The 21,357-nt window shown below is 70.2% G+C and carries 12 protein-coding genes; 11 read left to right on the plus strand and 1 reads right to left on the minus strand.

Translation table 11 applies throughout. The features are described 5' to 3' along the window. Positions 1 to 227 precede the first annotated feature (227 nt). The 6 genes from ACGFWI_RS35645 to glgB all read left to right on the plus strand — a co-directional run bounded on the left by ACGFWI_RS35645 (position 228) and on the right by glgB (position 13,741). Complete coding sequence (locus ACGFWI_RS35645) at positions 228 to 2,507, plus strand: M4 family metallopeptidase (RefSeq protein WP_393910216.1); 2,280 nt, start codon at positions 228 to 230, stop codon at positions 2,505 to 2,507. A 288-nt stretch (positions 2,508 to 2,795) separates the two neighbouring features. Further along, complete coding sequence (locus ACGFWI_RS35650) at positions 2,796 to 4,427, plus strand: M4 family metallopeptidase (protein WP_393910217.1); 1,632 nt, start codon at positions 2,796 to 2,798, stop codon at positions 4,425 to 4,427. A 1,163-nt stretch (positions 4,428 to 5,590) separates the two neighbouring features. After that, positions 5,591 to 7,594 (plus strand): maltotransferase domain-containing protein, encoded by a 2,004-nt coding sequence (locus ACGFWI_RS35655; RefSeq protein WP_393910218.1) that lies wholly within the window; start codon positions 5,591 to 5,593, stop codon positions 7,592 to 7,594. Further along, entirely contained in the window at positions 7,591 to 9,309 is a 1,719-nt protein-coding gene (treS, locus tag ACGFWI_RS35660; protein WP_393910219.1) for a maltose alpha-D-glucosyltransferase, read from the plus strand. The genes ACGFWI_RS35655 and treS overlap by 4 nt, the downstream gene beginning before the upstream one ends. A gap of 355 nt (positions 9,310 to 9,664) precedes the next feature. Then, positions 9,665 to 11,191 (plus strand): maltokinase, encoded by a 1,527-nt coding sequence (locus tag ACGFWI_RS35665; protein ID WP_393910220.1) that lies wholly within the window; start codon positions 9,665 to 9,667, stop codon positions 11,189 to 11,191. 81 nt (positions 11,192 to 11,272) lie between these two features. Continuing rightward, on the plus strand, positions 11,273 to 13,741 hold the full coding sequence (gene glgB, locus ACGFWI_RS35670) for a 1,4-alpha-glucan branching enzyme (protein ID WP_393910221.1): 2,469 nt from the start codon (positions 11,273 to 11,275) through the stop codon (positions 13,739 to 13,741). A gap of 320 nt (positions 13,742 to 14,061) precedes the next feature. Here the strand turns inward: glgB and ACGFWI_RS35675 are convergent, their stop codons facing one another. After that, positions 14,062 to 15,468: a cation:dicarboxylate symporter family transporter gene (locus ACGFWI_RS35675; RefSeq protein WP_393910222.1), complete on the minus strand. Its 1,407-nt coding sequence runs from the start codon at positions 15,466 to 15,468 to the stop codon at positions 14,062 to 14,064. Between the two features lie 166 nt (positions 15,469 to 15,634). On the opposite strand from ACGFWI_RS35675, the gene ACGFWI_RS35680 reads away from it, so the two are divergent. The 5 genes from ACGFWI_RS35680 (at position 15,635) to ACGFWI_RS35700 (ending at position 21,238) form a co-directional block, all read left to right on the plus strand. Continuing rightward, on the plus strand, positions 15,635 to 17,296 hold the full coding sequence (locus ACGFWI_RS35680; protein ID WP_393910223.1) for an ATP-binding protein: 1,662 nt from the start codon (positions 15,635 to 15,637) through the stop codon (positions 17,294 to 17,296). 37 nt (positions 17,297 to 17,333) lie between these two features. Then, positions 17,334 to 18,023, plus strand: coding sequence for a response regulator (locus ACGFWI_RS35685; protein WP_393910224.1), 690 nt, complete (start codon positions 17,334 to 17,336; stop codon positions 18,021 to 18,023). A 63-nt stretch (positions 18,024 to 18,086) separates the two neighbouring features. Continuing rightward, the gene (locus tag ACGFWI_RS35690; protein WP_393910225.1) at positions 18,087 to 19,451 is read left to right on the plus strand and encodes an extracellular solute-binding protein; all 1,365 of its coding nucleotides are present in this window, start codon (positions 18,087 to 18,089) and stop codon (positions 19,449 to 19,451) included. Beyond that, entirely contained in the window at positions 19,448 to 20,365 is a 918-nt protein-coding gene (locus ACGFWI_RS35695; RefSeq protein ID WP_393910226.1) for a carbohydrate ABC transporter permease, read from the plus strand. The genes ACGFWI_RS35690 and ACGFWI_RS35695 overlap by 4 nt, the downstream gene beginning before the upstream one ends. A gap of 9 nt (positions 20,366 to 20,374) precedes the next feature. Then, entirely contained in the window at positions 20,375 to 21,238 is an 864-nt protein-coding gene (locus ACGFWI_RS35700) for a carbohydrate ABC transporter permease (protein ID WP_393910234.1), read from the plus strand. Positions 21,239 to 21,357 lie beyond the last annotated feature (119 nt).

Genomic DNA, 21,357 nt, shown 5'->3' on the forward strand with positions numbered 1-21,357 from the left:
CTTGCGGTGGGACTCTTCCCCGCAACCGCCGCACGGATCCCCACAGCACCCCATCCCGCGGTCGCAGGTTCCACCTGCTCCACCCGTACCACCCGTACGTCCAGCACCTCCGTACGTCTCCCCCCACACGCTCCAGAGTTCTGCCTCGCTCTGCCCGGACGGCCGCTTCGCCGCCCGGTCCCCCTCGGCCGCACCGCTCCACAGCGGCCACCGCAGAAGGAGTCAGTGTGAGACGCACCCCCCATGGACGCGCCGTTGCGACCGGCGCACTCGTCGCCGTCACGGCGATGCTGGCAGTCGGCGTTCAGGCCGGTACCGGCACGGCGGCCGCCCCGCGGCCGGGCACCACACATGCCACCCCCGATCCCGGCGCACTGCCCGCCAAGCTGTCCCCGTCCCAGCGTGCGGAGCTGATACGGGCAGCCGGCGCCACCACCGCCGAGACCGCGCGGCAGCTGAAGCTCGGCGCGAAGGAGAAGCTCGTCGTCAAGGACGTCTCGAAGGACGTCGACGGCACCGTCCACACCCGCTACGAGCGCACCTACGACGGGCTGCCCGTCCTCGGCGGCGACCTCGTGGTGCACGAGAGCAAGGGCGGCACCCTCAAGGGCGTCACCAAGGCCGTACGCTCCCAGCTCAAGGTCGCCGGCACCACCGCGAAGGTGAAGCCGGCCGCGGCCGAGGCGAAGGCCGTCAAGTCGGCGCAGGCGCTCGGGTCGAAGAAGACCGAGGCCGCGAAGGCACCGCGCAAGGTGGTCTGGGTCGCCGACGGCAAGCCGCTGCTGGCGTACGAGACGGTGGTCGGCGGGCTGCAGGACGACGGCACCCCCAACCAGCTGCACGTCATCACGGATGCCACGACCGGCGCCAAGATCTTCGAGTACCAGGGGATCGAGAAGGGCGTCGGCAACAGCGAGTACAGCGGCAAGGTCACCATCGGGACCTCGGGCTCGGCCCCGAACTTCTCGATGACCGACGCCACTCGCGGCAACCACAAGACCTACGACCTCAAGCACGGGTCGTCCGGGACCGGCACGCTGTTCACCGACGCGGACGACACCTGGGGCGACGGCACGACGCAGAACGCGCAGACGGCCGGCGTCGACGCGGCCTACGGCGCGCAGGAGACCTGGGACTACTACAAGAACGTGCACGGCCGCAGCGGCATCCGCGGTGACGGCGTGGGCGCCTACTCCCGCGTGCACTACGGCAACAGCTACGTCAACGCCTTCTGGGACGACGGCTGCTTCTGCATGACGTACGGCGACGGCAGCGGCAACGCCGACCCGCTGACCGCCATCGACGTGGCCGGCCACGAGATGTCGCACGGTGTCACCGCGGCCACCGCCAACCTCACCTACAGCGGTGAGTCCGGCGGCCTCAACGAGGCGACCTCGGACATCTTCGGCACCTCCGTCGAGTTCTACGCCAACAACGCCGCCGACCCCGGTGACTACCTCATCGGCGAGAAGATCGACATCAATGGCGACGGCACCCCGCTGCGCTACATGGACAAGCCGTCCAAGGACGGTGCGTCGGCCGACTACTGGTCGAGCAACGTCGGCAACAAGGACGTGCACTACTCGTCCGGTGTCGCCAACCACTTCTTCTACCTGCTGTCCGAGGGCAGCGGCCCGAAGGACATCGGCGGCGTCCACTACGACAGCCCGACCTCCGACGGTCTGCCCGTCCCGGGCATCGGCCGGGCCAACGCCGAGAAGGTCTGGTTCAAGGCACTCAGCCAGTACATGAGCGCCAACACCAACTACGCCGGCGCCCGTACCGCGACCCTGCAGGCCGCGGCGGACCTGTTCGGCCAGGGCAGCGCGTCGTACAACACGGTCGCCAACACCTGGGCGGCGGTCAACGTCGGCGCCCGCGTCCCGGACGGCGGCGGGGTCACCGTCACCAACCCGGGCAACCAGAGCAGCACCGTGGGCCAGCCGGCCAGCCTGCAGATCAAGGCGACCAGCGGCACCGCGGGCGCACTCTCGTACGCGGCGACCGGCCTGCCCGCCGGGCTGTCGCTCAACGCGACATCCGGTCTGATCTCCGGTACGCCGACCACGGCCGCCACCAGCAATGTGACGGTCACGGTCACCGACGCCGCGAAGAAGACGGGTACGGCCGCCTTCACCTGGACGGTCAGCACCTCCGGCGGCGGCAGCGTCTTCGAGAACACCGACGACGTGGCGATTCCGGACGCGGGCGCTGCGGTCACCTCACCGATCAATGTGGGCCGCACCGGCGATGCGCCGAGCACCCTCAAGGTCGCGGTGGACATCGTGCACACCTACCGCGGTGACCTGGTCGTGGACCTGATCGCCCCGGACGGAACGGCCTACCGGCTGAAGAACTCCAGCGCGTTCGACTCGGCGGCCAACGTGAAGACGACCTACACCGTCAACGCCTCCTCGGAGAAGGCGAGCGGGACTTGGAAGCTGCGGGTTCAGGACGTCTACTCTCAGGACTCCGGCTACATCAACGGCTGGAAGCTGACGTTCTGATCGGCCCTCGGCACGTAGCCGTCACCCTCGTGTGACATAGGCGGGTCGGCGGATCACCGCACTTGACAACTGACCTGCTGGGCAAACCCGTTGGGCGTCACTCCCGGATCTCCGGGGGTGGCGCCCAGCTCCGTTATACGAACAGCGATCACCTCTCTACGGACAATTTTCAGCCAAACTCCGAACACCCTCCTGACATGCACGCGTTCGAATGGCAGTCTTCCCGAACGCACGTCACACCCGCATCGCTTTGCACCCCCACCACTTGGCAAAGTTGAAGGAGCACGCGTGACCCCCCACATGTCCCGTAAGACCCGTGTCGCCGGTACCGCAATCGCGGCGGCGGCCCTCCTGGCCGCCGGCATCACCGCAGGTACCGCCGGCGCCTCCTCCGTCCAGGCCCCCACCGCGGACGGTTCTCCCCTCAAGCTGAGCGCCTCGCACCGCGCGGAACTGCTGCGCGACGCGAGCACCACCAAGGCGCAGACCGCCAAGGAACTCGGTCTGGGCGCGCAGGAGAAGCTGGTCGTCAAGGACGTCATCAAGGACGCCGACGGCACCACGCACACCCGCTACGACCGCACCTACGCCGGACTTCCGGTCCTCGGCGGCGACCTGGTCGTGCACACCGCCAAGGGCGGCGCGATCAAGAGCACCACCAAGTCGACCGGCAAGTCGGTCAAGGTGGCCTCCACCACGGCGAAGATAGCCCCGACCGCCGCCGCGCAGTCGGCGCAGGGCACCGCCGCGAAGTCGCTCAGCGCGAAGAAGGCCGACGCGCAGGCGCCCAAGAAGGTCGTCTGGGCCGCCTCCGGCACGCCCGTCCTCGCCTACGACACCATCGTCAAGGGCGTCAAGAAGGACGGCACCCCCAGCCGGATGCACATCATCACCGACGCCGACAGCGGCAAGAAGCTGTTCCAGTACGACGAGATCCGTACCGGCAAGGGCGAGAGCGAGTTCAGCGGCAGCGTCGACCTGGGCACCACCAAGGAGGGCAGCGGCTTCACGCTGACCGACAAGGAGCGCGGCGGTCACAAGACCACCGACCTGGGCAACAGCGAGTCCGGTGACGGCAAGGCCTTCACGGACGAGGACGACAAGTGGGGCACCGGCAAGCCCGACAACCCGCAGACCGCGGCCGTCGACGCGCACTACGGTGCCGCCGAGACCTGGGACTACTACAAGACCGTCCACGGCCGCAGCGGCATCAAGGGCGACGGCAAGGGTGCCTCCTCGCGCGTCCACTACGGCAACAACTACGTCAACGCCTTCTGGGACGACAGCTGCTTCTGCATGACGTACGGCGACGGCGAGGGCAACAAGGCCCCGCTCACCGCCATCGACGTCGCGGCGCACGAGATGTCGCACGGTGTCACCTCCGCCACCGCCAACCTCACCTACAGCGGTGAGTCCGGCGGCCTGAACGAGGGCACCTCGGACATCTTCGGTACCTCGGTCGAGTTCTACGCCAAGAACGACAAGGACCCGGGCGACTACCTCATCGGCGAGAAGATCGACATCAACGGTGACGGCACGCCGCTGCGCTACATGGACAAGCCGTCCAAGGACGGTCAGTCGAAGGACTTCTGGGACTCCAGCACCGGTGGTCTCGACCCGCACTACTCCTCGGGTGTCGCCAACCACTTCTTCTACCTGCTGTCCGAGGGCAGCGGCCCGAAGGAGATCGGTGGCGTCAAGTACGACAGCCCGACGGCGGACAACTCCAAGGTCGAGGGCATCGGCCGGGACAAGGCCGAGAAGATCTGGTTCAAGGCCCTGACCGAGTACATGACCTCGAACACCGACTACAAGGCCGCCCGCGAGGCGACCATCAAGGCAGCCACCGACCTGTACAAGGCCGGCAGCCCCGAGGTCAAGGGTGTCGAGGCCGCCTGGACCGGTGTCGCCGTCAAGTGACGCACCGAGCGGGAACGTGCTGAACGTCCCGGGGTGAACCACCCCGGAGCGGGCGGTGTCCGGAGAGAGTTTCTCCGGGCACCGCTTTCGCGTGTCACGGAGAGGGTCGGCGCCGATCGCCGCGGCGAGGAACTCCGCGCAGGCGACCAGCGGTTCGCCCGCGTACTCCTTGTAGAGCGCGGGCGCGCCCGCCCGGTCCCCCGAGATCAGCAGTTTCGGCCACGGGGCCGCCGCCAGTGGCGCCATCGGGATGTCGGCGTCCCAGCAGGGGCGCTCGGCCATCGACGCGGCGGCGGCCCGCAGCCGCTGCGGGGTCGGCTCCGGCGCGGCCAGGCCCAGCGCCTCGGTGCAGGTCCGCAGAAAGCCCTCCGACGCGACGTCCTCGGGCAGGGGCGCGACGGCGGCACGGGCCCGCTCCAGGGCGGCCGCGACCACCGGGTGCGCGGGCCGCGGGCCGTAGCGCGCCCGGCTGGACGAGGGCGAGGGAGCGCACCCGATCGGGCCGCCGTACGGCGGCGACCAGCGCACTCACCCCGCCGTAGGCAGGCCCGACCAGATGGCCGCCGTCGCCGAGCAGCCGGATCAGGTCGTCGGCGTCGTGCCCGAAAGCGCAGTTCGCCGACTCTCCGCAGTCGGCACCCCTCCCGCCCCCCGCGTCCACCGATATGGCCGATTCCACCCCCTCATGCACTCTTGTACGGACTCCCTCCTGGGGGGAGGCTGCGTGTGGCGCCAATGGGACCCCGGCGCGGCACCGGACATCCGCACACCGCAACTCCGCTGTGATCACACCGAGTTGAGGAGGCGAACGCCGACCGTGTCAGCGCAGTGCCGCAGCCTCCCGCGAGGGGGCGGCAGTGTGTCCGCCGGGTCACGGCGGGTCCGTGACTACGCACCAGTAGTTAACCTTCCGCCGGACTGCCCGGCCGCCGCCCGCGGGAAGGCTCACCGGGTACGCCCTTCCTCACCCGCGTCGCACACCTGCACCGGATCCACCGGGGGAACCACCGACCGGAGGCCGGGGGAGCGCCGACCCGCCCCGCCGCGCCACCGCCAACCGAGTGAAAGCGGACAGGAGCGCCCATGCCCGCACCCGGCCCCGTAGCCGTGGAGCGGATACAAAGGACAAAACCCCGCAAAGCGTCACAAGCCCAGGTGAGCCCATGATCGGTCGCATTCCTGTTCTGGACATCCGCCCGCAGATCGATTGCGGCCGCCGCCCGGCGAAGGCGGTGGTGGGTGAGACCTTCGAGGTCTCGGCCACCGTCTTCCGCGAAGGGCATGACGCCGTCGCGGCCAATGTGGTGCTGCGTAATCCGGCCGGCCGCTGCGGTCCCTGGACCCCGATGCGGGAACGGGCCCCCGGCAGCGACCGGTGGAGCGCCGAGGTCACCCCCGGCATCGAGGGCCGCTGGTCGTTCACCGTCGAGGCCTGGTCCGATCCGGTCGCCACCTGGCGGCACCACGCCGCCGTGAAGATCCCGGCGGGCATCGACACCGAGCTGGTGCTCGCCGAGGGTGCCGAGCTCCATGAGCGGGCGGCCTCGGAGGTCCCCAAGAGCGACGGCCGGGAATCGGTGCTCAGCGCCGTGGATACGCTGCGCAACCCCGAGCTGCCCGCCGCGACCCGGCTCGCCGCGGCGCTCTCCCCCCAGGTCACCGCGGCGCTGGACCGCCATCCGCTGCGCGAGCTGCTCACCGTCTCGCGCCCGATGCCGCTGGTCGTCGAGCGCCGACGGGCCCTGTACGGCTCGTGGTACGAGCTCTTCCCCCGCTCCGAGGGCGCCACCGTCACCCCGGACGGCACCGCCGTCAGCGGGACCCTGCGCACCGCCGCCGCCCGGCTGCCGGCTGTCGCCGCGATGGGCTTCGACGTGGTCTATCTGCCGCCGGTCCACCCCATCGGCACCTCTTTCCGCAAGGGCCCCAACAATGCGCTGTCGGCCGGCCCGGAGGATGTCGGCTCCCCCTGGGCCATCGGCTCGCCGGCCGGCGGCCATGACGCCCTCCACCCGGACCTGGGCACCTTCGAGGACTTCGACCACTTCGTCCGCACCGCCCGCGATCTGCGGATGGAGGTGGCCCTGGACTTCGCGCTGCAGTGCTCCCCCGACCACCCGTGGGTCACCCTGCACCCCCAGTGGTTCCACCGCCGCGCGGACGGCTCGGTCGCCTACGCCGAGAACCCGCCGAAGAAGTACCAGGACATCTACCCGCTCGCCTTCGACGCCGACTTCCGCGGGCTGGTCCGCGAGACCGAACGCCTGCTGCGCTTCTGGATGGCCAAGGGCGTACGGATCTTCCGGGTGGACAACCCCCACACCAAGCCGCTGGCCTTCTGGGAGAAGGTGATCGGCGAGATCAACCGCACCGACCCGGACGTGCTCTTCCTGGCCGAGGCCTTCACCCGCCCCGCCATGCTGCACACCCTCGCCCGGATCGGCTTCCACCAGTCGTACACCTACTTCACCTGGCGTAACACCAAGCAGGAGCTGACCGCCTACCTGACCGAGCTGTGCGACGACAGCGCCAGCTATCTGCGGCCCAACTTCTTCGTGAACACGCCGGACATCCTGCACGCCTACCTCCAGGAGGGCGGCCGCCCCGCCTTCGAGGTGCGCGCCGTCCTGGCCGCCACCCTCTCCCCCACCTGGGGCGTCTATGCGGGATACGAGCTCTGCGAGTCGACGCCGGTACGCCGCGGCAGCGAGGAGTACGTCGACTCGGAGAAGTACCAACTGAGGCCGCGCGACTGGGATGCGGCGGCCAGAGAGGGGCGCAGCATCGCCCCCCTGATCACGACGCTCAACCGCATCCGCCGCCGCCACCCTGCCCTGCAGCAACTGCGCAATCTGCGCTTCCACCACGTCGACAACGACGCCGTCCTCGCCTTCTCCAAGCACGACGGGCACGGCGACCGGGCCGACACGGTGCTCACGGTGGTCAACCTCGACCCGCACCACACCCACGAGGCGACGGTGTCGTTGGACATGCCGGAACTCGGCCTCGGCCGGCACGAGTCCATTCCGGTGCGCGATGAGCTCACCGGCGACACCTACCACTGGGGCAGGGACAACTATGTGCGCCTGGAGCCGGGCCGCTCACTGGCGCCCGCCCATGTGCTGTCGCTGCGACCGTCCTCACCGATCGGAGGGTCACCCAATTGATCGTCAATGAGCCTGTCCCCGACACTTTCGAGGACACCCCGGCAAAGGACCGCGATCCCGACTGGTTCAAACGGGCCGTCTTCTACGAAGTCCTGGTGCGTTCCTTCCAGGACAGCAATGGCGATGGCATCGGCGACCTCAAGGGCATCACGGCGAAGCTCGATTATCTGCAATGGCTGGGGGTGGACTGTCTCTGGCTGCCGCCGTTCTTCAAATCTCCCCTGCGGGACGGCGGTTACGATGTCGCCGACTACACCGCGGTGCTTCCCGAATTCGGCGATCTGGCCGACTTCGTGGAATTCGTGGACGCCGCACACCATCGCGGTATGCGGGTGATCATCGACATGGTGATGAACCACACCAGCGACCAGCACCCGTGGTTCCAGGAGTCGCGCACCGACCCCGAGGGCCCGTACGGCGACTACTACGTCTGGGCCGACGACGACAAGCAGTACGCGGACGCCCGCATCATCTTCGTCGACACCGAGGCCTCCAACTGGACCTTCGACCCGGTCCGCAAGCAGTACTTCTGGCACCGCTTCTTCTCCCACCAGCCGGACCTCAACTACGAGAACCCGGCGGTCCAGGAGGAGATGATCTCCTCCCTGCGGTTCTGGCTCGACCTGGGGATCGACGGCTTCCGGCTGGACGCGGTGCCGTATCTCTACGCCGAGGAGGGCACCAACTGCGAGAATCTGCCCGCCTCGCACGCCTTCCTCAAGCGGGTCCGCGCGGAGATCGATGCGCACTATCCGGACACCGTGCTGCTGGCCGAGGCCAATCAATGGCCGGAGGACGTCGTCGACTACTTCGGCGATTACGGCGTCGGCGGCGACGAATGCCATATGGCCTTCCACTTCCCGGTCATGCCGCGCATCTTCATGGCGGTGCGGCGCGAATCGCGCTATCCGGTCTCGGAAATTCTCGCCAAGACCCCGGCGATTCCGTCCGGCTGCCAGTGGGGCGTTTTCCTGCGTAACCACGACGAGCTCACCCTCGAAATGGTCACGGACGAAGAACGCGACTACATGTACGCGGAGTACGCCAAGGACCCGCGGATGCGCGCCAATATCGGCATTCGCCGGCGGCTGGCCCCGCTGCTCGACAACGACCGCAATCAGATCGAGCTCTTCACGGCCCTGCTGCTGTCGCTGCCGGGTTCGCCGATTCTCTATTACGGCGACGAGATCGGCATGGGCGACAACATCTGGCTCGGGGACCGCGACGCGGTGCGTACCCCGATGCAGTGGACACCGGACCGCAACGCCGGATTCTCCTCCTGCGACCCGGGCCGGCTCTCCCTGCCGACGATCATGGATCCGGTCTACGGATACCAGGTCACCAATGTCGAGGCGGCGATGAGTTCGCCCTCCTCGCTGCTGCACTGGACCCGCCGGATGATCGAGATCCGGAAGCAGAACCCGGCGTTCGGACTCGGCAGCTATACCGAGCTGTCCTCCACCAACCCGGCGGTGCTGGCCTTCCTGCGGGAGTCGCCGGGCGCCGGTGCCGCGGACGACGACCTGGTGCTGTGCGTGCACAACTTCTCGCGCTTCGCCCAGCCCACGGAGCTGGACCTGCGGGCGTTCAGCGGCCGCCATCCGGTGGAACTCATCGGCGGCGTCCGCTTCCCGGCCATCGGGGAGCTGCCGTATCTGCTGACCCTCGCGGGCCACGGCTTCTACTGGTTCCGGCTGCGCAGAAACTCCGGCTAGCGTCCGGCGCCCTGACCGGGCACGGGTGCCGGAAACACGCCCGTACGCGGCCGCATGGCGCGTACGGGCGTTTTTTGACCTTTCGCTCGGGCAGCCTCCCTATTACCGCTCGGGCCGGGTGAGCCACCGTCGGTCCCCCGGTTCGGGAGAGGCACCGCCGCGCAGCGGACAGGCACGCCGGATTCGCCGCTGCCGTACGGACGAGCTCGCCCGGTGCCCGCTCCCGTACTCCGTCCGGGGGCACCACCGCCAGCCTCCGTCTGGGGGTACCCCCACCGCGCCATCGCACAGTCAAGGCCGCATTCCGGGACACTTTGCCCTATATGTCGTGTGCCCGGGGAAAGGACGCGACGCCATGTCGGACACCGCCTCGACCCGTGCCACCCGAAACACCCCTGATCACCGCCCGCTCGTCGCCGCACCCGATCTGCTCTCCTCGCTGGCGCCCCTGCTCGCCGAATGGGTACCACGCCAGCGCTGGTTCGCCGGCAAGGGACGGCTGATCACCGGCTTCACGCTGCTCTCGGCGACCGAGCTGCTGCCGTGCACCGACGGCAGCGCACCCGGCCTGCTGCTCCTGCTCGTCCGCACCCAGCAAGCCGCACCACCGAGCCGTACGCCGGCCGGCGACGACTGCTACCAACTCCTGCTGGGGGTGCATCCGGCGCTGCCGCCGCAGCTGGCGCCCGCGGTGATCGGCCGTCCGGGCGGCGGTCCGCTGCGCGGTCGCACCGTCTATGACGCGCTGCTCGACAACCGGCTGTGCGGGCTGCTGCTGGAACGGCTGCGGGTGCCGGGCCGGCTCGGTACGCTGCGCTTTTGCCGGGAGCCCGATGCCGACATCCCCTCCGGGCTGGCGGGCCGGCCGATCGCCGTCGAACAGTCCAACTCCTCGATCGTCTACGGGGATTCCTTCATCCTGAAGATCTTCCGGCGGATCGAGCCGGGCATCAATCCGGATCTGGAGCTGCCGCGGGCGCTGGCGGACGCCAAGTGCGCGCGGGTGCCCGCGCCCGCCGCATGGTACGAGTCGGCGGCCGCCGAGGAGGGCGGCGAGGCGACGACGCTGGGCGTGCTGCAGCCGTTCCTGCCCGGCTCGGCGGACGGCTGGCAGCTGGCGCTCCATGCGCTGGCGGTCCGCGCCGACTTCACCGGCTCGGCGCGTGCCCTCGGCCACGCCACCGCCGAGGTGCACACCGCGCTCGCCCAGACGCTGCCGACCACCGAACTGCGCCGCGCGCAGCTCGCTGTGATCGCCGCCCAGATGAACGAACGGCTGGAGGCCACCGCCCGCGCCGTGCCCGTACTGCAGCCCTACCGTGCCCGGCTGCGCACCGCCTTCGACGCGCTGACCACGATCGGCCACGACGGCCGCAGCTGGGCGGCCCAGCGCATCCACGGCGATCTGCACCTGGGCCAGACGCTGCGCTCCGCCGACGAGGGCCGCTGGTCGCTGATCGACTTCGAGGGCGAACCGGCCCGCCCGCTGGCCGAGCGGCGCCGGCCGCAGCCGGCGGTGCGTGATATCGCGGCGATGCTGCGGTCCTTCGACTACGCCGCGCGCAGCGGCCCGGCGGGCGGGGACCCCTGGTCGCTGGAGTGGGCGCGGCGGACCCGTGACGCCTACTGCCTGGGCTATGCGGAGGCGGGCGGACTCGATCCGCGCTCGGCACCCGAACTGATGCGCGCCTACGAGACCGACAAGGCGGTCTACGAGGTGCTCTACGAGGCCCGGCACCGGCCCGACTGGCTGTCCGTCCCGATGGCCGCCGTCCGGCGGCTGGCGGCTGGCGGCGAACCGGCCGTGGGGGCGGACGGGCCCGGCCCGTCCGGCTCCGCCGGCTCCGCCGGGTCCGCCGGGTCCGACAACGGCCGGGGGTGAGGGGCCGCAGACGAACCGCCGATCCGCCGCCCGTACGCCCTCTGAGATCCGACCGACGCCCCGCCCCGAGGAGGCCTTCTCGTGACCGCCCGCCCGCCGTCCCGTCCCACCACTCCCGACCCCGCACCCGCTCCGGGCGCGACCGACGACAGCGCGGCGGGGCGGTCCGGCCACCCGGCGACGCCCCGGCCGCCGGCCGGCGAATCCGCGGTGGCCGCGAGGGGCACCTTCGCCGGCCCCACGGCCGGTGCCTCCCCCATCCGGCCGTTCACCCCCCGGGAGGTGGCGGCGCCCGGCCGGGCTGCCGCGCCCGCGGGCCCTGCGCGGGCAACGCAGTCGGGGGCCGGCAGCCATGGGGTCCGGTCCGCCGCCCCGCTGTCCGACGAGGACCGCGGCCGGCTCCTGGACGGCACCCATCACGACCCGCACGGGCTGCTCGGCGCCCACCCCGTGCGCAGCGGGCTGCTCATCCGGGTCCTGCGGCCGTCCGCCAAGGGCGTTACCGTCCTGGCGAAGGGGCTGCGCGCCGACCTGCCCTGCGAGGGCGACGGACTGTTCGCCGGGGTGCTGCCGCTGCGCACCGTCCCGGACTACGAGCTGCTCGTCGACTACGGCGACAACGCCTGGACCGTGCAGGACCCCTACCGCTTTCTGCCCGCGCTCGGCGAGCTGGATCTGCATCTGCTCGGCGAGGGCCGGCACGAGCAGCTGTGGCAGGCGCTCGGTGCGCGGATCATGGACCACCAGGGCGTGACCGGCACCCGCTTCACGGTCTGGGCGCCCAACGCCCAGGGCGTCCGGGTCGTCGGCGACTTCAACTACTGGGACGGCACCGGCCACCCGATGCGCTCGCTGGGCTCCTCGGGCGTCTGGGAGCTCTTCGTCCCGGGCATCGGCGAGGGCGAGCTCTACAAGTTCGAGATCACCCGGCCGGACGGCTCGCGGACCCTGCGCGCCGACCCGATGGCCCGGCGGACCGAGTGCCCGCCCGCCAACGCCTCGGTCGTGGACGCCTCGCACCACAGCTGGACGGACGCCGACTGGATGTCCCGGCGCGGCGAACGGCCCGTGCACGAGGCGCCGCTCTCCGTCTACGAGATGCACCTCGCCTCCTGGCGCCCCGGCCTCACCTACCGCCAGCTCGCGGTCCAACTCCCCGCATACGTCAAGGACCTGGGCTTCACCCACGTCGAGTTCATGCCGGTCCCCGAGCACCCCTTCGGCGGCTCCTGGGGCTACCAGGTGACCGGGTTCTATGCGCCCACCGCCAGGATGGGCACCCCGGACGACTTCAAGTTCCTGATCGACGCACTGCACCGGGCCGGGATCGGCGTGCTGATGGACTGGGTGCCGGCGCACTTCCCGCGGGACGACTGGGCGCTGGCGGAGTTCGACGGCCGGCCGCTCTACGAGCCGCAGGACCCGGCACGGGCCGCGCACCCGGACTGGGGCACCCTGGAATTCGACTACGGCCGCACCGAGGTCCGTAACTTCCTGGTCGCCAACGCCGTCTACTGGTGCGAGGAGTTCCATATCGACGGCCTGCGTGTGGATGCCGTCGCCTCGATGCTCTACCTCGACTACTCGCGCGAGGACGGCGGCTGGACCCCGAACATCCACGGCGGCCGGGAGAACCTCGATGCGGTCGCCTTCCTCCAGGAGATGAATGCGACGGTCTACCGCCGCTGCCCAGGCGTCGTCACCATCGCCGAGGAGTCCACGGCCTGGGACGGCGTCACCCGCGCCACACACCACATCGGCCCCGGCGGCTTCGGCGGTCTGGGCTTCGGGCTGAAGTGGAACATGGGCTGGATGCACGACTCCCTCGGCTATGTGTCCAAGGAGCCGGTGCACCGCAAGTACCACCACGGCGAGATGACCTTCTCCATGATCTACGCCTACTCCGAGAACTATGTGCTGCCGATCTCCCACGACGAGGTGGTGCACGGCAAGCGCGCACTGGTGTCGAAGATGCCCGGTGACTGGTGGCAGCAGCGCGCCAACCACCGGGCCTACCTCGGATTCATGTGGGCCCACCCGGGCAAGCAACTCCTCTTCATGGGGCAGGAGTTCGCCCAGGGCGCGGAGTGGGCGGAGAGTCATGGCCCGGACTGGTGGCTGCTCGACCCGTCGTACGAGGCCGAGCCGGACCACCGGGGCGTACGCGATCTCGTCCGCGAACTGAACCGCCGGTACGCCGCCACACCCGCGCTGTGGGAGCGCGACACCGACCCGGCCGGCTTCTCCTGGATCGACGGCGACGCGAGCGAGGACAACGTCTTCTCCTTCCTGCGCTTCGCCGCCGACGGCTCTCCGCTGATCTCGGTCACCAACTTCTCCCCCGTCGTCCGCCATGCCTACCGGCTCGGTGTCCCCGACACGGTCCCCGCCTGGCGGGAGGTCCTGAACACCGACGACCCGCGCTACGGCGGCAGCGGCATCAGCAACCCCGACCCGCTCAAGGCCGAACCGACCCCCTGGAACGGCCGCCCCGCTTCCGTCTCCCCCGTCCTCCCCCCGCTGGCCACCCTCTGGCTACGACCGTCCTGACCACCTCACGGCTGATGGTTGTCGGACCCTTCTCCCGCAACTGCGGCACCCCCGCCGAACAGATCCGTCCGCCACGTCGCTATGGCCCGTTCCTCCTTGTTCGTGCCCCCACGCAACCGGCCGCGGCCGACCGCGTTTTCCCTGTCCCTCACATGGTGTCAGGGGGCACTGACAATCGGTCCGGGCCAAGAAAACCGCAGGTCAGAAGGGCCTGGGAGGGACGTGTGGCGCCGGTCGCGCGGTAGCCCGCCGCCCGGTCACGCCGAAGGGGCGGGTGCCGCATCCGGCACCCGCCCCTTCTCTCCTCCTACGGTCCGGGATCAGACCTTGGCGGACGTCTTCTCCGCCTCGCCGTCCCGCGGCTCGATGACCGTCGCGGCAACCGGCTCCGCTGAGGCGTCGTCGCCCAGCGTCTTCTCGTCGAAGGGCAACCGGCCGGCCAGCACCTCCGTCACCCGGGCCTTGTCGATCTCCTTGGTCCAGGTGCCGATGAGGACGGTGGCCACCGCGTTGCCGGCGAAGTTGGTCAGGGCCCGCGCCTCGCTCATGAAGCGGTCGATGCCGACGATCAGGCCGACGCCGTCGACCAGTTCGGGACGGTGCGACTGCAGGCCGCCGGCCAGTGTCGCCAGGCCGGCGCCGGTGACGCCCGCCGCGCCCTTCGACGCGATGACCATGAACACCAGCAGCGAGATCTGCTGGCCGAGCGGCAGCGGCTTGCCCATCGCCTCGGCCACGAACAGCGAGGACATCGTCAGATAGATGGCGGTGCCGTCGAGGTTGAAGCTGTAGCCGGTGGGGACCGTGATGCCGACCACCGGCCTGCTGACGCCCAGGTGCTCCATCTTCGCGATCAGCCGGGGCAGCGCCGACTCGGAGGAGGAGGTGGACAGGATCAGCAGGAGTTCCCGGGCGAGGTACTTCAGCAGCTGGAAGATGTTGACCCCGGCGACCAGCCGGAGCAGCGCGCCGAGCACCACGATCACGAACAGCAGACAGGTGGTGTAGAAGCCGAACATGATGACGGCCAGCGACTTCAGCGCGCCCAGGCCGGTCTCGCCGACCACCGCCGCGATGGCGCCGAACGCACCCACCGGCGCCGCCCACATGATCATGGACAGCACCCGGAAGACCAGCTTCTGGAGGTGCCCGACACCGCGCAGCACCGGCTCGCCCGCCGAGCCCAGCGCCTGCAGCCCGAAGCCGACCAGCAGCGCCACCAGCAGCGTCTGGAGCACCTCACCCTGGGTGAAGGCGGAGACCAGCGTGGTGGGGATCATGCCGAGCAGGAAGTCGGGCAGCGACTCCCCGCCGCCTCCGGTCTGGGCATGGCCCGCGTGCCGGACGGTCTCGGTCAGATGGAGGCCGGACCCGGGGTCCAGCAGGTTGCCGACGACCAGGCCGATGGCCAGCGCGACGGTGGACATCACCATGAAGTAGCCGAGGGCCAGCCCGCCGACCGCGCCGACCTTGGCGGCCTTCCGCACCGAGCCGACGCCCAGCACGATGGTGCAGAAGATGACCGGCGAAATCATCATCTTGATCAGGTTCACGAACCCGGTGCCGAGCGGCTTGAGCTGGACGGCGACACCGGGGGCGGCGAAGCCCACGATGATGCCGAGCAGCACCGCCCCGATCACGGCGATATAGAGGAAGTGTGTCCGGTCCCGCTTCACCGGCGCGGTCTCCTGGGTGGTGCCCCCGGACGGCGGGGTCTGTGCAGCCACGGCTGTCTCCTCGGTCTACGGCTGTGCGCTGATCTGCGGCTCTGTCACACAACAAGTCCCGGCGACTATGCACGCCGCTGTGGCGCCCGTCACCCTTACGTACATTTCGTTCACGTAAAAGTGACCGCAGGGACGGTTCCGAAACTGACCGTGCAGACTGTTCTGTATGCGACTCCCCCGACCCCGGCCGTCCCGGCGGCTGCGCGGTCCCCGCAGCCTCGCCGGGCAGCTCTTCGCCATGCAGGTCGTGCTGGTGGCGGTGGTCGTCCTGGGCTGCGCGCTCTTCGCGTACGCCAGCGCCGGCCGGCAGGCGGAGGAGACCGCACGGCGGCAGGCGACCGCGGCGGCCACCGCCGTCGCCGACTCCCCGGCGGTGGTGGCGGCGGCGCGCACCAAGGACCCGACGGCCGCGCTCCAGCCGTACAGCGAGCGGCTGCGGCGCGATGCCGGTGTCGACTTCGTGGTGGTGATGGCCCCGGACGGGACCCGCTGGACGCACCCCGAGCCGTCCGCGATCGGCAAGAAGTACCTGGGACACATCGGCCCGGCGCTGCACGGCAAGGTCTTCCCGGAGACGCACCTGGGCGTGCTCGGGCCGTCGGTACGGGTCGTCGCACCGGTCCGTGATCCGCAGCGCGGCGGCCGGATCACGGCCCTGGTCAGCTCCGGGATCACCATCGAGACGATCAGTGAGCAGCTGCGTGACCAGGTCCTCGCGCTGGTCGGCGTGGCCGCCGCGGCGCTGGCGCTCGGCGGCCTGGGGACGTATGTGATCAACGCCCGACTGCGGCGGCACACCCACGGGATGAACGCGGCGGAGCTCGGCCGGATGCACGAGTACCACCAGGCCGCGCTGCACGCCGTACGCGAGGGGCTCCTGATGCTCGACGGGCAGCGCCGGGTCGCCCTGATCAACGACGGCGGGCGGGAGCTGCTGGGGCTGTCGGAGGACGCGGTGGGCCGCCTCGTCACGGAGCTGGGGCTGCCGGAGCCGCTGACCGAGGTGCTGCTGGCGCCCGGCCGACGGGTCGACGAGCTGCAGCTGACCCGTGAGCGGGTGCTGGTCGTCAACTCCGCGCCGGTCTCCGGCGGGGAGCAGCGCGGCAGCGTCGTCACCCTTCGCGACCACACCGAACTCCAGGCGCTCTCGGGGGAGTTGGACTCGGTACGCGGCTTCACCGAGGCGCTGCGCTCCCAGGCCCACGAGGCCGCCAACCGGCTGCACACCGTGGTCTCGCTGATCGAGCTGGGCCGGGCCGAGGAGGCCGTGGAGTTCGCGACCGCGGAGCTGGAGCTGGCCCAGGCGCTGACCGATCAGGTGGTCGGCGCGGTCGCCGAGCCGGTGCTCGCCGCGCTGCTGCTCGGCAAGGCCGCGCAGGCCAATGAGCGCGGCGTCGAACTGACCCTGACCCCCGACAGCCGGATCGACGACGGGCTGCTGCCGCCCGGTCTGGCGGCCCGCGACCTGGTGACGGTGCTGGGCAATCTCCTCGACAACGCCCTCGACGCCGCCGCACCCACCCAGGAGCACACCGCCGCCGAGCCGCCACGGGTGCACGTCACCGCGCGGGCGGACGGCGACGAGCTGCTGTTGCGGGTGGCGGACAACGGCCCCGGGGTGTCCGCGGACGCCGCCGAGGAGATCTTCCGGCGGGGCTGGAGCACCAAGCGGAGCGCGCCCGCGCCCGCCCCGGGCCGCGGTCTGGGCCTGGCCCTGGTCCAGCAGGCGGTACGCCGCAACGGCGGCACCGTCACCCTGGACCGGGCGCCCGGGGGCGGCGCGCAGTTCACCGTACGGCTGCCGCTGCGGACGGAGGCCAGGAGATGAGCGGGGCGACCGGCGCGGCCCGGCCGGGCACGAGAGGATGCGCCCGGTGACCCCCTCCGACATCCGGGTCCTCGTCGTCGAGGACGATCCGGTCGCCGCCGACGCACACGCCCTGTACGTGGGGCGGGTGCCCGGCTTCACGGTCTCCGGCACCGTGCACTCCGGCGGCGACGCCCGCCGCCATCTCGAAACGCACGCCGTCGATCTGCTGCTGCTCGATCTCTATCTGCCTGACGGCCACGGGCTGCAGCTGGTGCGGACGCTGCGCGCGGCCGGCCACACCGCCGACATCATCGCGGTCACCTCCGCCCGGGATCTGGCGATGGTGCGCGAGGGGGTCTCGCTCGGTGTGGTGCAGTACGTGCTGAAGCCGTTCACCTTCGCCACCCTGCGCGACCGGCTCACCCGCTATGCGGAGTTCCGCGCCACCACGGGCGAGGCCAGCGGGCAGGACGAGGTGGACCGGGCGATCGCCGCACTGCGCGCACCGCGTCCGGCCGCGCTGCCCAAGGGGCTGACCGCGGCCACCCTGCGGGCGGTGACCGATGTGCTGCGGTCCGCCGGGAGCGGGCTGACGGCGACCGAGGCGGCCGCCGACGTGGGCATCTCCCGGATCACCGCCCGCCGCTACCTCGAACATCTCGTGGAGAGCGGCCGGGCCGCCCGCGCCCCCCAGTACGGCCAGGTCGGCCGCCCCGAATTGCGTTATCGATGGTCGGGCCATTGACCGGTTGTGGTCGGTGACTTACTTTCAGCGGGCAGCCCGCCGTGGTTAGTTGGAGGTCGTGCCGTGCGCCCCACCGCCCCGCTGATTCTTCTCACCGCCGCCGTCGTGGCCGCCGGCACGCTCACCGCCTGCGGCAGCGGGTCCGGCAGCGACAAGAACACCGTCAAGGTCGCCTTCATCAAGGACACCAACGGCAAGGTCACCGTCCGGGACGACTATGTCCGCCTGGTGGCCCGGCAGTTCGAGAAGAGCAATCCCGGCAAGAAGGTCCGGCTGATCCCGATCCAGGCGTCGGAGAACGACTACTACACCAAGATCCAGCAGATGATGCGCTCCCCGCGGACCGCACCGGACGTGGTCTACGAGGACACCTTCCTGGTCAACTCCGACATCAAGGCGGGCCTGTTGCGTCCGCTGGACGCCTACCTCCGCACCTGGGACGGCTGGCGGCAGTTCGAGCCGGCCGCGAAGACCGCGGCCAAGGGGCAGGACGGCAAGACCTACGGCGTCCCGGACGGCACGGACACCCGCGGGCTGTGGTTCAACAAGAAGATCTTCAAGAAGGCCGGGCTGCCGGCCGACTGGCGGCCAAAGAACTGGGCCGAGGTGCTGGACGCGGCCCGGACCGTCAAGCGCAAGGTCCCCGGCGTCATCCCGCTGAATGTCTTCACCGGCAAGGGAGCGGGCGAGGCCGCCGTGATGCAGGGCTTCGAGATGCTGTTGTACGGCACCGGCGCGCACCAGCTCTACGACCCGTCGGCCAAGAAGTGGGTCACCGGCACCAAGGGCTTCAAGGACAGCCTGAGCTTCCTCGACACGGTCTACAAGGAGAAGCTCGGGCCCGACGTCTCCGATGCGCTCAGCCCCAACATCCAGACCAATGTGGCCGCCGAGCTGCTGCCCGAGGAGAAGCTCGCCATCGACCTCGACGGCTCGTGGCTGGGCCAGCAGTGGCAGAAGACGGGCGGCGGCAACCCCTGGCCCGCCTGGTCGACCACGCTCGGCCAGGCACCGTTCCCCACCCAGCACGGCACCCCGCCCGGCAGGGTCAGCCTGGCCGGCGGCTGGACCTGGTCGGTGCCGCAGCGGGCCCAGCAGCCCGAGCTGGCCTGGAAGCTGATCAAGACCTTCCAGTCGAAGCCGAACGCCCTGGAATGGTGCGTACGGGGCGCCCAGATCGCGGTGCGCAAGGACGTCGCGGCCGACCCGCGCTACCGGACCTCGGTGCCCGGCATCGGCTTCTTCACCGGGCTGGTCAAGATCAGCCAGTACCGGCCCGCACTGCCCGAATACCCCAGGGTCGCCTCGGCGATCGGCGAGGCGATGGAGGCGGTCACCTCCGGTGACTCCGCACCGGCCGACGCGGCCAAGGACTACGACACGGCGCTGACGTCCCTCGTCGGCGGCCGGACCGTCGCCAAGCCATGACCGTCGCCGGAACCGCGGCCCGGGTCCAAAGGCCCGGCGCCGCCGCGGCGGGCCGCGTCCGCACCCGTCTGCTGCGCTGGTCCCCGCTCGTCCCGGCCACCGTCCTGCTGCTGCTCTTTCTCGTCGGCCCCATCGGCTACTGCGTCTTCATCGCCTTCACCGACACCCAGCTCACCGGCCAGGAGTCCGCGTCCTTCGTCGGCCTGGCCAACTTCCGGCACGCCTTCGGCGATCCGGCCTTCCGCAACGCCGTGGTGCTGACCCTGGTGTTCACCGTGATCTCCTCGATCCTCGGGCAGAACACCCTGGGCCTTGCGCTGGCCGTCCTGATGCGCCGCGCCTCGCGGCCCGTACGGTCGCTGACCGGCGCGACGGTGATCTGCGCCTGGGTGCTCCCGGAGATCGTCGCGGGCTTTCTGCTCTACACCTTCTTCGAGCGGCGCGGCACCCTCAACGCCCTCCTGGAGTGGCTCCGTCTGCCCGCCCAGAACTGGCTGTTCACCCTGCCCATCCTGGCCGTGTCGTTCGCCAACGTCTGGCGCGGTACGGCGTTCTCGATGCTGATCTACTCCGCGGCGCTCTCCGAGATCCCCCAGGAGGTCACCGAGTCGGCGGAGGTCGACGGGGCGGGCGGGCTGCGGCGGCTGTGGCACATCACGCTGCCGATGATCCGCCGCTCCATCAGCACCAACCTGATGCTCAACACCCTGCAGACCCTCTCCGTCTTCGGGCTGATCTGGGCGATGACGCGGGGCGGTCCGGGCAATCGCAGCCAGACCCTGCCGGTGTTCATGTACGACCAGGCGTTCCTGAAGTCCCTGATCGGCTACGGCACCGCGGTGGCGCTGCTGTTGCTGCTGGTGGGCGCGCTGTTCTCGGCGGTCTATCTGCGCCTGATGCGCGAGGAGGTCTGAGCCGTGCCGCTGCTCCGCCGCCGTCTCCCCCACGCGCTCCGACGGGCCCCGGGCAGGGGGAGCCGCCATCGGCTGGCCGCCGACGCCGGGCTGCTGGCCGTCGCGGTGGCGTTCGCGATTCCGCTGGTCTGGCTGGTGCTGTCGTCGCTGGACACGGAGGCGACGCTGCGGGTGCGGCTGCCGAAGTCCCCGTCGCTGCACAACTTCTCGGCGGTGCTGACCGACGAGATCACCTTCACCCCGATGCTCAACAGCCTGCTGATCTGCGGTGGTGCGACCGTGCTCACGGTGGTCTGCGCGGCGCTCGCCGCCTATCCGCTGTCCCGCTTCCGCTCGCGCTTCTCCCGCCCTTACCTGCTGACGATCCTGTTCTCCACCTGTCTGCCGATCACCGCGGTCATGGTCCCGGTCTACGGGCTGTTCGTGCAGGTCAATCTGATCGACACCCGGTACGGCACCGCGCTGTTCCTGGCCGCCGCCCAACTCCCGTTCGCCATCTGGCTGATGAAGAACTTCATGGACGGGGTGCCGAAGGTGCTGGAGGAGGCGGCCTGGACGGACGGCGCCTCCTGGCCGCAGACGCTGCTGCGGGTGATTCTGCCGCTGATGGGCCCCGGCGTCGCCGTCGTCGCGATCTACACCTTCATCATGATGTGGGGCAATTTCTTCGTGCCCTTCATGCTGCTGCTCTCCCCGGAGCAACTGCCCGCTTCGGTCAGCATTTTCAATTTCTTCGGCAATTACGGCGCCATTGCCTTCGGCGAACTGGCGGCATTCTCGATCCTGTACTCGACACCGGTCCTCGTGTTGTACATCCTTATCTCCCGACGGCTCGGCGGCGGCTTTGCGCTCGGTGGTGCCGTGAAGGGCTGAGCGAGGCTCATGTAGGGAAACCTGCAAGGTCGCACCGTAAAACCGGCCGGCTAGTAGCTTCCTACGACTTTCAGGCTTGGGTATCCACACGATAGGTGCGAAGCCCGGCCGTCACTTAC

Origin of the sequence: Streptomyces sp. NPDC048434 (assembly GCF_043200375.1) — a bacterium.
Lineage (GTDB): Bacteria > Actinomycetota > Actinomycetes > Streptomycetales > Streptomycetaceae > Streptomyces.

Bases quoted from the DNA above. Each gene is read 5' to 3' on its own strand.
- ACGFWI_RS35655 (WP_393910218.1), top strand. From the start codon at position 5,591: ATGATCGGTCGCATTCCTGTTCTGGACATCCGCCCGCAGATCGATTGC.
- ACGFWI_RS35665 (WP_393910220.1), top strand. From the start codon at position 9,665: ATGTCGGACACCGCCTCGACCCGTGCCACCCGAAACACCCCTGATCAC.
- ACGFWI_RS35680 (WP_393910223.1), top strand. From the start codon at position 15,635: ATGCGACTCCCCCGACCCCGGCCGTCCCGGCGGCTGCGCGGTCCCCGC.
- ACGFWI_RS35685 (WP_393910224.1), top strand. From the start codon at position 17,334: ATGCGCCCGGTGACCCCCTCCGACATCCGGGTCCTCGTCGTCGAGGAC.
- ACGFWI_RS35695 (WP_393910226.1), top strand. From the start codon at position 19,448: ATGACCGTCGCCGGAACCGCGGCCCGGGTCCAAAGGCCCGGCGCCGCC.